This is a genomic window from Blastomonas sp. AAP25, from assembly GCF_001295965.1.
Lineage (GTDB): Bacteria > Pseudomonadota > Alphaproteobacteria > Sphingomonadales > Sphingomonadaceae > Blastomonas > Blastomonas fulva.
On the sequence record NZ_LJHP01000001.1, the window covers coordinates 268,018 to 280,800 of the forward strand.

At 65.8% G+C, this 12,783-nt stretch carries 12 protein-coding genes; 8 read left to right on the forward strand and 4 right to left on the reverse strand.

Features of this window, described 5'->3' with window-relative positions:
- Positions 1–67: 67 nt before the first annotated feature.
- The 4 genes from IP68_RS01305 to tpiA form a co-directional block, all read right to left on the reverse strand.
- Positions 68–751 carry a Crp/Fnr family transcriptional regulator gene (locus IP68_RS01305; RefSeq protein ID WP_054133140.1) on the reverse strand — a complete coding sequence of 228 codons (684 nt, stop codon included), beginning with the start codon at positions 749–751 and terminating at the stop codon, positions 68–70.
- 286 nt (positions 752–1,037) lie between these two features.
- Positions 1,038–2,675, reverse strand: coding sequence for a CTP synthase (locus IP68_RS01310; RefSeq protein WP_054133141.1), 1,638 nt, complete (start codon positions 2,673–2,675; stop codon positions 1,038–1,040).
- A gap of 101 nt (positions 2,676–2,776) precedes the next feature.
- Complete coding sequence (secG, locus tag IP68_RS01315) at positions 2,777–3,244, reverse strand: preprotein translocase subunit SecG (RefSeq protein ID WP_054133142.1); 468 nt, start codon at positions 3,242–3,244, stop codon at positions 2,777–2,779.
- 125 nt (positions 3,245–3,369) lie between these two features.
- Positions 3,370–4,116: a triose-phosphate isomerase gene (gene tpiA / locus IP68_RS01320; RefSeq protein WP_082382041.1), complete on the reverse strand. Its 747-nt coding sequence runs from the start codon at positions 4,114–4,116 to the stop codon at positions 3,370–3,372.
- Positions 4,117–4,304: 188 nt separating this feature from the next.
- Here tpiA and IP68_RS01325 point away from each other — a divergent pair, with 188 nt between their 5' ends.
- The 8 genes from IP68_RS01325 to lexA all read left to right on the forward strand — a co-directional run bounded on the left by IP68_RS01325 (position 4,305) and on the right by lexA (position 12,661).
- Positions 4,305–6,248 (forward strand): peptidylprolyl isomerase, encoded by a 1,944-nt coding sequence (locus tag IP68_RS01325; protein WP_054133143.1) that lies wholly within the window; start codon positions 4,305–4,307, stop codon positions 6,246–6,248.
- Positions 6,248–7,771, forward strand: coding sequence for an anthranilate synthase component I family protein (locus IP68_RS01330; protein ID WP_054133144.1), 1,524 nt, complete (start codon positions 6,248–6,250; stop codon positions 7,769–7,771). The genes IP68_RS01325 and IP68_RS01330 overlap by 1 nt, the downstream gene beginning before the upstream one ends.
- On the forward strand, positions 7,768–8,388 hold the full coding sequence (locus IP68_RS01335) for an aminodeoxychorismate/anthranilate synthase component II (RefSeq protein ID WP_054133145.1): 621 nt from the start codon (positions 7,768–7,770) through the stop codon (positions 8,386–8,388). Before IP68_RS01330 ends, IP68_RS01335 begins: the two co-directional genes overlap by 4 nt.
- The gene (gene trpD, locus IP68_RS01340; protein WP_054133146.1) at positions 8,385–9,386 is read left to right on the forward strand and encodes an anthranilate phosphoribosyltransferase; all 1,002 of its coding nucleotides are present in this window, start codon (positions 8,385–8,387) and stop codon (positions 9,384–9,386) included. The genes IP68_RS01335 and trpD overlap by 4 nt, the downstream gene beginning before the upstream one ends.
- Entirely contained in the window at positions 9,383–10,177 is a 795-nt protein-coding gene (trpC, locus tag IP68_RS01345) for an indole-3-glycerol phosphate synthase TrpC (RefSeq protein WP_054133147.1), read from the forward strand. Before trpD ends, trpC begins: the two co-directional genes overlap by 4 nt.
- The gene (gene moaC / locus IP68_RS01350) at positions 10,177–10,647 is read left to right on the forward strand and encodes a cyclic pyranopterin monophosphate synthase MoaC (protein WP_054133148.1); all 471 of its coding nucleotides are present in this window, start codon (positions 10,177–10,179) and stop codon (positions 10,645–10,647) included. The genes trpC and moaC overlap by 1 nt, the downstream gene beginning before the upstream one ends.
- Positions 10,647–11,849, forward strand: coding sequence for a molybdopterin molybdotransferase MoeA (locus tag IP68_RS01355; RefSeq protein ID WP_054133149.1), 1,203 nt, complete (start codon positions 10,647–10,649; stop codon positions 11,847–11,849). Before moaC ends, IP68_RS01355 begins: the two co-directional genes overlap by 1 nt.
- A gap of 89 nt (positions 11,850–11,938) precedes the next feature.
- Positions 11,939–12,661, forward strand: a complete 723-nt coding sequence (lexA, locus tag IP68_RS01360; protein ID WP_054133150.1) for a transcriptional repressor LexA — start codon at positions 11,939–11,941, stop codon at positions 12,659–12,661.
- The last annotated feature ends 122 nt before the right edge of the window (positions 12,662–12,783 follow it).

Sequence of the window (12,783 nt, forward strand, 5' to 3'; positions counted from 1 at the left end):
GTTCGGCCGGGTCGCATGGACCTTGCCCAACCCCGGAAAACTCAAAAACTCTCTGCAAGCAGGACGGTCACGCGGCTTCGGATATCTCCAGCAACGTCTCGCGATCCACGATCTTCACCCTGCCCTGCTCCAGCTCAATCAACCCGGCGTCGGACCAGGCGGACAGCTGACGATTAATCTGTTCTCGTGACAAACCCGCGAACGTCCCCAATTCGCTCTGGCTCAGGTCCAGCTTGAGTTTGCCCTCATTGGCTCCCGACACCATCAGTCGCAGCAGATAGCGCGCCAGCCTGGGTCCGGAGGTGAACGCCCGGTCCGCTTCGATCACGTCGTTCGCCTGTCGCAGCCGCTTGGCCATCACCCGCAGCATCCGCCGCGGCATCGCGACATGGCGTTCGGCGATTTCCTCGAAGGCCGGGCGCGAGAGCGACAAGGCGGTCAGTTCGGTCAGCGCCTCGATCGACGCGGTTCTCGGCCCACCATCCAGAAATGCGATCTCGCCGATCACATAGCCCGGTTCTGCATAATCCAGCACAATCTCGTGCCCGTTGCTTGCGACCATGCTGACCCGGGCAAATCCGGTCAGGATGATCAGCAGATTGTCGCCATCATCCCCTTGGCCCATGATCTCCTGGCCTTTGCGATAGCGCACGAAGTGGCCACGCAGGATGATGTCGGAAAGCTCGTCGGTTTCGCAATCGGCAAACAGGCTGTGGCTGGCCAGCAGTTCGGCGAGCTCGTTGGCGTGCATGTTTGGCTATACCCCTTCCTTTCTGTCCGCGATCAGAACCGTCGAGCAACTTTGCTTCAACCAGCCCTTGCCGCTGACAGATTTCGTTTCCCACGAATCGCATTACGCCGCTGTGCGCTAACGCACAACACTGTCAAATAGAGTAAAAACTAGATTTAGCGGTGTGGTAAATTGGGGCAAAACGCCGTCGGCACGGGGTGGACCGCGCCCCGAGCCCATTCACGATGCCAAGCACACTGACGATGGTCGAGACGAGCCGGAAGCGCCGCCGCGCGCGGCCCGGAGTTCAGACGAGGCGACTTTGCGCCACGGCCGCTTCGATGAAGCTGGCGAACAGCGGATGCGGATCGAAGGGCTTGCTCTTGAGCTCGGGGTGATACTGCACCCCTACGAACCAGCTGTGGTCGGGCCGCTCGACGATCTCGGGCAGCACGCCATCGGGCGACATGCCAGAAAACACCAGACCACCCTTTTCGAGACGGTCATGATAGGCGGTGTTGACCTCGTAGCGGTGCCGGTGGCGCTCACTGATCATGTCGCTGCCATAGATGCCCCGCACCCGGCTGTTGCCCGAAAGCCTGGCCGGAAACGCGCCCAGCCGCATCGTGCCGCCAAGGTCGCCCTCGGCACTGCGCTTCTGCAGACCCGATTCGCCCATCCATTCGGTGATCAGGCCGACAATCGGTTCGTCGGTCGAGCCGAACTCGGTGGTGGATGCAGCGGCAATTCCCGACGTGTTGCGCGCCGCCTCGATGCACGCCATTTGCATGCCCAGGCAAATGCCGAAGAACGGCACGTCACGTTCGCGCGCAAAGCGGACCGAGGATATCTTGCCCTCGCTGCCGCGCTCGCCAAAGCCGCCAGGCACCAGGATGCCGTGCATCGGCTCGAGCACGGCTGCGAGCTCATCATCGGGCAGCTTTTCGAACAGCTCGGCATCGAGCCATTTGACGTGGACCTTCACCCGGTTGGCAAGGCCGCCATGAACCAGCGCCTCGTGCAGCGACTTGTACGCATCCTGCAGGCCGACATATTTGCCGACCACGCCGATCGTCACCTCGCCTTCGGGATGCTCGTGGCGTTCCATGATGTCGGTCCAGCGCGACAGATCGGGCTCGGGTGCGTCATGGATGCCGAATGCACGTAGCACCTCGTCGTCGAGGCCCTCGGCGTGATACTGGGTGGGCACCGCATAGATGCTCTTGGCGTCCAGCGCGGGGATCACCGCTTCCTTGCGGACGTTGCAGAACAAGGCGATCTTGGCGCGGTCCGAATCGGGTAGCGGCTTTTCGCAGCGGCACAGCAGGATATCGGGCTGGATGCCCAGCGAGGTCAGTTCGCGCACGCTGTGCTGGGTCGGCTTGGTCTTCAACTCGCCCGCAGCCGCGATATACGGCACCAGCGTCACGTGAACGAAGATGCTGTTCTCGCGGCCAATGTCGTTGCGCAGCTGGCGGATCGCCTCGATGAAGGGCAGGCTTTCGATATCGCCGACGGTGCCGCCGATCTCGCACAATACGAAATCGAGATCCTCGGTTTCGGCCTGCGCGAACTCCTTGATCGCATCGGTGACGTGCGGGATGACCTGCACGGTGGCACCCAGATAGTCGCCGCGGCGCTCGCGCTGGATGATCGTCTGGTAGATCCGTCCCGAGGTCACGTTGTCCGACTGGCGCGCCGAAACGCCGGTGAAGCGCTCGTAATGGCCAAGGTCGAGATCAGTCTCCGCGCCGTCATCGGTGACGTAAACCTCGCCGTGCTGATACGGCGACATCGTGCCCGGATCGACGTTGAGATACGGATCGAACTTGCGGATGCGCACGCGGTATCCGCGTGCCTGGAGGAGAGCGCCAAGGCTGGCGGCCATGAGGCCCTTGCCAAGCGATGAAACCACGCCGCCGGTGATGAAAATGAAACGCGCCATGGGAGCAACCCGTTAGCCGTTCACGCGCAAGGCTGACAAGCGCGCGAATCCGCATGAAAAACAAAAAACTGTGCACATGCCGCCGATATGCGGCGAGCAGATCAGTTGGCGGGGGCCTCGCCTGCAGGGGCAGGAGCGGTCTGGGCCGGCGCAGGGGCTGCAGGAGCGGCCTCGGCGGGCGCGGAATTCTGCGCGCCTGCGGCCGACAGCGGGTCGCTGCTGGCCGGCATTCCGGGGGCTGCCTGGCCGGGGGTGACCGGGCCGGGCGCTGCCAGCGGATCGGCCAAAGGTGCCGCTGCGCCGCGCTGCAGCGAGGTATCGATATCGCCGGTCGAGTGCATGTTGGCCGCCATCACCGCCAGCACGATGCTGAGCACCACGAACAAGGTCGCAAGGATCGCGGTCATCCGGGTGAGCAGATCGCCCGCGCCGCGCGCAGACATCAGGCCGTTGGGACTTCCGCCCACGCCCAGCGCGCCGCCTTCGGAACGCTGCATCAGGATGACACCCACCATCGCGGCCGCAATCAGCGTCTGCACGATGGTGATGAACAGGAAAATCGACGACATGAACGGTCAGACCCAGATAAAAGGAAAACTATTGGCGCGCACATAGCGACTAGACCTCGCCAGCGCAACCAGCGCTGGCCAAGGACTGTTGCGGGGCGCCGGCACGACCGGCGCGACGCATCGCATCAGCGCGGGGCAGCCTGGATGATCGGCAGGAAGGTCTCCGCCTTGAGGCTGGCCCCGCCGACCAGCGCACCGCCGACATCGGGGATCGCCAGAATTTCTTCTGCATTGCCGGGGTTGACCGATCCGCCATACAGGATGCGGACGCCTGCGCCCGCAGCGCCCAGCCTGTCGGTCAACGTCGCACGCAGCGCGGCGTGCATCGCGGCGATATCGTCCGCCACCGGGACCCGGCCCGTGCCGATCGCCCAGACCGGCTCATAGGCGACCGAAAGCCAATCGCCCGAGGTCGATGCGGGCAAGGATGCCGCCAGCTGGCCGGTGACGATGGCGATCGCATTGCCGGAATCGCGTTCCTCCAGAGTCTCGCCGACACACAGGATCGCCCCCATGCCCGCCTCATACAGGGCGCCCGCCTTGGCAGCGACATCGGCATCGCTCTCGCCCTGGTCGGCGCGGCGCTCGGAATGGCCGACGATCGAAAAGCTCGCGCCCGCCTCCTTGATCATCGTTGCCGACAAGCACCCGGTGTGCGCCCCCGACGCCTTGGCGTGGCAATCCTGCGCGCCGATGCCGATGCCACCAGCAGCTTGCGCAAACGCCGCGATCAGCGTTGCTGGCGGGCAGATGCCGACATCGACCGCGCTATCGCTGCCAGCCGCGTCGGCAATCGCCTTCAAAATCGCGATATCGGCCTGCGTGCCGTTCATCTTCCAGTTGCCGACGATATAGGATTTGTGCTGCGTCACGCTGAGCTGTCCCCCGATGTGCCATTTGCCATTTATGGGCGGCGGCTAGCAAATCGTACGGGGCTTGACCAGTGGCGGATGCGGCGCGCCAGGCGAAGGGTTGAAGCCTGCGACAAAGCCCCCTAAAGCTCGCGCGCGTTTTCACGAGGTGCGGCCATCCGGCAGCGCCACTCATTGCGGGCTTCTCGATGATCAGCTTCTTCCGTTCCTTCTTCCAGTCCAAGATCGGCCTGGCGATCAGCTTCATCTTTCTGGCGCTGATCGCGGTGGCGTTTGCCGCGTCCGATGTCACCGGCGGGGCGACCTTTGGCGGGGTCAGCAGCGAAAGCGTTGCAGAGATCGACGGCGACGGCATCGGCACGGCGGAGTTCTCCTCGACCGTGAGCAACGCCTTCAACCAGTTCCGCCAGCAGAACCCCCAGCTCGACATGGCGGCGTTCGAGGCGCAGGGCGGCATCGATCGCATCCTGGAACAGATGGTCGGCAGCTATGCCGCATCGGCATTCGGCCAGAGCATCGGGCTGGGCGCCAGCAAGCGACTGGTGGACAGCGAAATCGCCGGAATCCAGGCATTCAAGGGCGCAGATGGCCGCTTCGACGAGACGCTGTTCCGCAATGCGCTGGCCCAGCAGGGGCTGACCGAGGCACGGGTTCGCCTCGATATCGAACGCGGCTTGCTGAGCGATCAGCTGATGATCCCCGCGACCTTCGGCTCCAAAATGGCGTCGCAGATGGCGCTGCCTTATGCCGGACTGATCCTGGAGGGCCGTGAAGGCAACATCGCCTTTGTCCCGTCTGCCGCCTTCGCGCCCAAGACGGCGCCCAGCGAAGCGCAGTTGCAGAGCTTCTTCTCGCGCAATGGCGCGCGCTACCGCATTCCAGAGCGCCGCGTGCTGCGCTATGCCACCTTCATCACCGATCGTTTCCGCGACCAGGTGAAGGTCACCGATGCGGAAATCGCCGCGCTTTACAAGACGCGCTCGGCAGAATTCGCCGCGACCGAAAAGCGCGACCTTGAACAGTTGATCGTCCCCACCGAAGCCGCCGCCAAAGCGATTGCCGCCAAGATCAACGGCGGCGCCAGCATGGCGGCCGCTGCCAAGGATGCGGGCCTTGCGCCGGTCGACCTTGGCCTGCGATCGAAGGAAGAGCTGACCCGCGATGCATCGCCTGCGGTCGCCAATGCCGTGTTCGCCGCCGCATCGGGCAAGGTCGCGACGCCTGCCAAATCGGCGCTGGGCTGGCACGTGGTCCGCATCGACAGCATCTCGGCGATTGCCGGACGCAGCCTGGCACAGGTCCGCGCCACGCTGGAAAACGAGATTGCGCAGGACAAACTGCGCCAGACGGTTGCGGATTTCACCGCCAATCTGGAAGACCGCATCGCCGATGGCGCCTCGCTTGCAGACATCGCCAAAGACGAGAAGCTGACCCTGGAAGTGAGCCCCGAGCTGCTTGCCAACGGCCAGTCGCCCAGCCGCCCGGACTTTGCCCCGATCGGCGCCTATCAGGCCATGCTGCCGGTGGCGTTCGGACTTGAAGAGGACGCCGGCCCCCAGCTGGTTGAGGTCCAGCAGGGCAAGGAATTCGCGATCTTCGAGGTTCAGGAAATCAAGCGCGCCGCGCCGCCGCCGCTGGCCAGCATCCGCGAGCGCGTCGCACGCGACTGGGCCCTTGCGCAGGGCCTTTCGTCGGCCAAGAAACTCGCCGACAGCATCGCCAAGTCGTCGCGCACCAGCGCCGATCTTGCAAAGGCGGTGACCGGTGCCAAGGTGCCGTTGCCCGGGATCGAGCAGATTGCCACCAACCGCCAGACGATCATGCAGCAGGAGGGCCGCGTGCCGCCGCCGGTGGCCCTGCTGTTCAGCATGGCTGAAGGCACCACCAAGGTGCTCGAGGGACCCAACCGCACTGGATGGTTCATCGTGCATCTGAGCAAGATCAACCGTGGCGATGCCAGCAAGGTGCCTGAGCTGCTGCAGGCCACCCGCACCCAGCTGGGTCAGGTCGTCGCCGACGAATATGGCCAGCAGCTGATGGCCGCGATGAAGGCCACGACCAATGTGAAGCGCAATCCGGCGGCGATCAAGCGCGTCAAGGACCAGCTCACCGGCCGCACCCGAGAGAATTGATGGTTGGCACGGCAAGCCACAATGTCGAACCCGCCACGCAGGCGCTGGCCTCTGGCCGATCGGCGCTGATCTGGCGGCGGCGTATCGCCGATACCGAAACCCCGGTGTCGGCAGCGCTCAAGCTGATCGAGCCCGAACGCGGCGATTTCCTGCTCGAATCGGTCGAGGGCGGCGAGACGCGCGCAAGGCACAGCTTTGTTGGCATCGCACCCGATCTGGTGTTCCGCGCCTCGGGCGAAAGCGCCGAGATCAACCCCGCCTGGGCCACCGACCGGACGGCGTTCGCGCCCTGCGCTGAAGGATCTCTGCAGGCGCTGCGCACGCTGGCCGGACGATGCCGGATGGACGTGCCTCCCGAGCTGCCGCGCGCGCTGGCGTTTCTGGTGGGCTATTTCGGCTATGAAACTATCGGGCTGGTCGAGACATTGCCGCGCGCGCCGCAGTCCGCGCTTGCGCTGCCCGACATGCTGTTCGTGCGCCCCACGGTGCTGCTGATCTTCGACCGGCTGAAGGACGAACTGTTCCTGATCGCACCGGTCTGGGCCGAAGGCGATGTCGATCCCGCACGCCTGATCGCGGCTGCCGAAGACCGGCTCGATGCTGCCGAGCGCGCGCTGCAGGCGGCGCTGCCTGCGCCCTCGCGCGACCCCGCAGCTGACCCGCAGGCGCTTGTCCCCTCCCCGGTGCTGGCACCGGGTGCCTATGGCGAGATGGTGCTCAAGGCCAAGGATTACATCGAGGCGGGCGACGTCTTCCAGGTGGTGCTCGCGCAGCGCTTTACAGCGCCGTTCACGCTTCCGCCGATCGAGCTCTACCGCGCGCTGCGCCGGGTGAACCCCTCGCCCTTCCTCTATTTCCTCGACCTTCCCGGGCTCGCACTGATCGGGTCGAGCCCCGAAATCCTGGTCCGGGTGCGCGATGGCGAGGTCACCATCCGTCCGATCGCCGGTACCCGCCCGCGCGGCAAGACGCCTGCCGAAGACATCGAGAACCGCACCAGCCTGCTCGCCGACCCCAAGGAGCTCGCCGAGCACCAGATGCTGCTCGATCTCGGGCGCAACGATGTGGGGCGGGTCGCCAAAGCGGGCACGGTGCGGGTCACCGACAGCTTCACGGTCGAGCAGTACAGCCATGTGATGCACATCGTCAGCAACGTGGTAGGCGAACTGGTGGACAACCGCGATGCCATCGATGCGCTGTTCGCAGGGTTCCCGGCAGGCACGGTCAGCGGCGCGCCCAAGGTGCGCGCGTGCGAGATCATTGCCTCATTGGAGCCCGAGACGCGCGGCGCATATGCGGGCGGCGTCGGCTATTTCGCCCCCGATGGCTCGGTCGACAGCTGCATCGTGCTGCGCACCGCGATTGTCCGCGATGGCACGATGCATGTCCAGGCGGGCGCAGGCATCGTCGCCGACAGCGTTCCCGAATATGAACAGCGCGAATGCGAAGCCAAGGCCGGCGCCCTGTTCGCCGCCGCGCGCGAAGCCCTGCGGCTGGCCAGCGAAGCAGGATACGGCCAATGATCCTTGTCATCGATAACTACGACAGCTTCACCTACAACCTGGTCCATTACCTGATGGAGCTGGGTGCCGACGTGCGCGTCGAGCGCAACGATGCGCTTACTGCGCGCGAGGCGATTGCGACCAACGCGCAGGCGTTCCTGATCTCGCCCGGCCCCTGCACCCCCAACGAGGCGGGGATCTCGCTCGATCTGGTCGCGGCGTGTGCAGATGCCGGAAAGCCGCTGCTCGGTGTGTGCCTGGGCCACCAGGCGATCGGCCAGCATTTCGGCGGTGAGGTGATCCGCGGCGGGCTGATGCACGGCAAGACCTCGCCGGTGGTGCACGATGACAGCGGGATGTTCAAAGGCCTGCCCTCGCCCTTCCAGGCGACGCGCTATCACTCCTTGGTGGTGCCCGAAGCCAGCCTGCCACCCGAGCTGCACGTCAATGCGCGGGTCGCGGTGGAGGACGGCACGACGCCGCATGTCATGGGCTTTGCCCACGCGACCCTTCCGATCCATGGCGTCCAGTTCCACCCGGAGAGCATCGCGACGCAGTTCGGCCACCGGATGCTTGCCAATTTCATGACGATCGCCGGGCTGGATGTCCGCCCGATGCGCGCGGAGCTGCTCGCATGACCCGCCTGCCCGACACCATCCATCCGCTGAGCCGCGACGCCGCTGCCGAGGCCTTCACCGCGATCCTCGACGGGACGGTCGATGACGAGGCGATCGCGCAGTTTCTGATCGCATTGTCCGAGCGCGGCGAGACCGCGATCGAGATCGCCGCCGCTGCGCAGGCACTGCGCGACCGGATGATCCCCATCGCCGCGCCTGCAGGTGCGGTCGACGTCTGCGGCACCGGCGGCGATGGCCACCACAGCCTCAACGTCTCGACCGCCGTCTCGCTGGTCGTCGCCGCCTGCGACGTGCCCGTCGCCAAGCACGGCAATCGCGCCGCCTCGTCCAAGGCGGGCGCCGCCGATACGCTCGAGGCTTTGGGGATGGACATGGCAGCCGCAGGAGCAACGGCTGAGCAATCGTTGGCCGAGATCGGCATCTGCTTCCTGTTCGCGGTCAACCACCACCCCGCAATGCGGCGCATCCAGCCGATCCGACAGAAGATCGGCAAGCGCACGATCTTCAACCTGATGGGACCGCTCGCCAACCCGGCTCGCGTCAGGCGCCAGCTGATCGGCATCGCGCGCCCCGGCTATGTGCACGTCTATGCCGAAGCGCTCGAGATGCTGGGCACCGAACATTCGCTGATCGTATCGGGCGACGAAGGGCTCGACGAGCTGTCGCTGGCTGGCGGCAACGAGGTCGCCGATATCGGCGCGGACGGCGTGATCATGAAGCGCTGGCAGGCGAGCGACGCCGAACTGCCGGTGCACCCGATCGAGGCGATCCGCGGCGGTGATGCGGCGTTCAACGCTGCGGCGCTGCGCCGCCTGCTGCAGGGCGAAACCGGAGCCTACCGCGATGCGGTGCTGTTCAACGCAGCCGCCGCGCTGCTGATCGCGGGCGAGGTCGACACGCTGGCCGACGGCGCCGAAGAGGCGGCTGAAGCGATCGACAAGGGGCTGGCCAACGCCCTGCTCGACTGCTGGATTGATTTTACGAAAGCCGCGGCATGAACAAGCTGGAAGAAATCTGCTCGGTCAAGCGAATCGAGGTCGAACGCCGCAAGGGCCTTGCCTCGCTGGCCGAGATGGAGCGCCGCGCGGCCGACGCGACAGCGCCGCGTGGCTTTGCCAGGGCACTGGTGGAAAAGTCGCAAGACGGTTTCGGCCTGATCGCCGAGATCAAGCGTGCCAGCCCATCCAAGGGCCTGATCCGCGCCGATTTCGACCCGGCAGCGCATGCCGCGGCCTATCAGGCGGGCGGCGCTGCCTGCCTGTCGGTGCTCACCGATGTGCCGTATTTCGAAGGGCATGACGATTTCCTGCTCGCCGCGCGTGCCGCCTGCGACCTGCCCTGCCTGCGCAAGGACTTCATGGTCGATGTCTGGCAGGTCGCCGAAAGCCGCGCGCTGGGCGCTGATGCGGTGCTGATCATCGTTGCCGCATTGGACGACGCGACGATGGCGGATATCGAGACCGCCGCGCTCGACCTTGGCATGGACGTGCTGGTCGAGGTGCACGACGAGAACGAGCTGGAACGCGCCCTCAGGCTGCGCTCGCCGCTCATCGGGGTCAACAACCGCGACCTGCGCAGCTTCGAGACCGATATCGCCAACACCGAGCGGCTGGTGAAGCTGATCCCCGAAGGTTACATCCCCGTATCGGAAAGCGGCATCTACACGCACGAGGATTGCGTGCGGCTGAGCCAGCATGGCGTGCGCAGCTTTCTGGTCGGGGAATCGCTGATGCGGCAGGACGATATCACCCGCGCAACGCGGCTGCTGCTCACCGGATCGGCGGACTGATGGCCGACCTCACCCATCTCGACGCCAGCGGAGCGGCGCACATGGTGGACGTCTCCGCCAAGGCCGACACCGTGCGCGAGGCGGTGGCCGAAGGCATCATCAGCATGGCGCCCGAGGTGATCGCCGCGATCCGCGCGGGCGACATCAAGAAGGGCGACGTGCTGGGCACCGCGCGCATCGCTGGCATCATGGCGGCCAAGCAGACCAGCAGCCTGATTCCGCTGTGCCACCCGCTGCCGATCAGCAGCGTGTCGGTAGAGTTCGAATATACGGGCGCCGGCGTCCGCGTGGAAACCCGCGTGCGCACTTCGGGCAAGACCGGGGTGGAGATGGAGGCGTTGACTGCCGCCGGCATCGCGCTGCTCACCATCTACGACATGGCCAAGGCGCTGGACAAGGGCATGGTTATCGGCCCCGTCCGTCTGCTCGCCAAGAGCGGCGGCAAATCGGGCGACTGGATCGCGCCCTGATGGCGGGCGGCCTGATCGCGCTGGCCGAGGCACAGAAGCGGCTGCTCGCGCTCGCCACCACAAAGCCTGCCAACTCGGTCGGATTGCTCGAGGCGAACGGCCATATCCTCGCCGAACCACTGGTTGCCTGGCGCAGCCAGCCGGCAGCCGACCTGTCCGCGATGGATGGCTATGCCGTGCGCGCCGTCGACCTGCCCGGCCCATGGACGGTCATCGGCGAAAGCGCCGCCGGGCGGCCTTTCGATGGCGCGATGGGCGCAGGCGAAGCGATACGCATCTCCACCGGCGCGATCGTCCCTGCCGATGCCGATGCGGTGGTGGTGCAGGAAGACACTGGCATCGATGGCGCCACGCTGATCCTGACCGGCGACGGACCCGCGCGACCCGGTGCACACATTCGCCGCGCGGGGCATGATTTTGCCGAAGGTGCGCTGCTCGCTGCGGCGGGCCCGCGGGTAGACGCTCGGCTGATCGCGCTGGCTGCGATGGCTGGGCACGGCACGCTCAGCGTTCACGCGCCGGTGCGTGTGACGATCCTGAGCACCGGCGACGAGCTGGTCGCGCCCGGCACTCCGCTGCCCAGCCCCGCGCACATCCCGGCCAGCAACGGCATCATGCTCTCGGCCATGCTGCAGGGGCTTCCGGTGGACATCACCATGCCGCCGCTGCTGCCCGACCGGCTCGATATCATCGCAGCGGCGCTCGCCGACCACCGCGACGCCGATATCATCGTCACCACCGGCGGCGCCTCGGTAGGCGACCACGACCTCATCCAGCCCGCACTGCTCCAGAGCGGCGGAACGCTCGATTTCTGGCGGATCGCGATGCGCCCGGGCAAGCCGGTGATGGTCGGGCGGATGGGCGATGCCATCGTGCTGGGCCTGCCGGGCAATCCGGTGTCGTCCTATGTCACCGCGCTGCTGCTGCTGCTTCCGCTGGTCAGGACCTTCGCCGGATATCAGCACGTTCTGCCTGATATCTCGCAAGCCAGGGCCGGCACCACCTTCCCCGCAAATGGCACCCGCCAGGACTTCATGCGCGCGCAGATCGATGGCGGGCGGCTGTTCCCGGTATCGAGCCAGGACAGCGGCGCGCTGTCCTCCTTGCATGCCGCCGATGCGCTGGTCGTTCGCGCCGTGCACCAGCCTGAAGCCGCGCCCGGCGACCTGCTCGACTATATTGCGCTTCGCTCCGGGGCGTAACACAAGGTCTTGACCTGACCGGCTTTGTTTCGTAATTGTTCCGTATTCGTTCGGCCGCCGACCCACCGGCGCAGAAAGGAACATTCAGCATGCTGACCCGCAAACAACACGATCTGATCCGCTTCATCCAGGTACGGCTGGAGGAAGACGGCATTTCCCCCTCGTTCGAGGAGATGAAGGAAGCGCTGGATCTCAAGTCGAAGTCGGGTGTCCACCGGCTGGTCAGTGCGCTGGAGGAACGCGGTTTCATCCGCCGTCTGCCCAACCGTGCGCGCGCGCTCGAAATCCTCAAGCTGCCCGAAGCGAGCGTCAAGCCGCGCGCCAAGGAACTGGCCGCGGCCGCCGCTGCCAAGACCGATGCGGCCAAGAGCAACATCGTCAGCATGGATGCGGTGCGCAAGGCGCAGCCGCCGGTCGCTGCCAACAACAATGTGCTGGAAATTCCTCTGCATGGCCGGATCGCTGCGGGCGCACCGATCGAAGCATTCGAGGGCACCGAAATCCTTCCCGTGCCCGCCGCGCTGCTGGGCAGCGGCGAGCATTATGCGCTCGAGGTGTCGGGCGATTCGATGATCGAGGCAGGGATTCTCGATGGCGATTTCGCGCTGATCCTGCGCACGGAATCGGCGCGCGATGGCGAGATCGTGGTGGCGCTGGTCCGCGGCGAAGAAGCAACGCTCAAATATCTGCGCCGCGAAAACGGCCGCATCCGGCTCGATCCGGCCAATGCCTCCTATGATCCGCAATATTATGCGCCGCACGAAGTGCAGGTGCAGGGCAAGCTTGCAGGCCTGCTTCGCCGCTATCACTGACCAGCCTCGCCGATCCGATGCCGCATGGCACGGATCGGCGGGATGCCGGCCTCGCTGAGCACTGCACGGCACCCGCGCCACCTTGGAGGTTGACCGGGCCAGCACCGGGCTGTCCCGTTTTC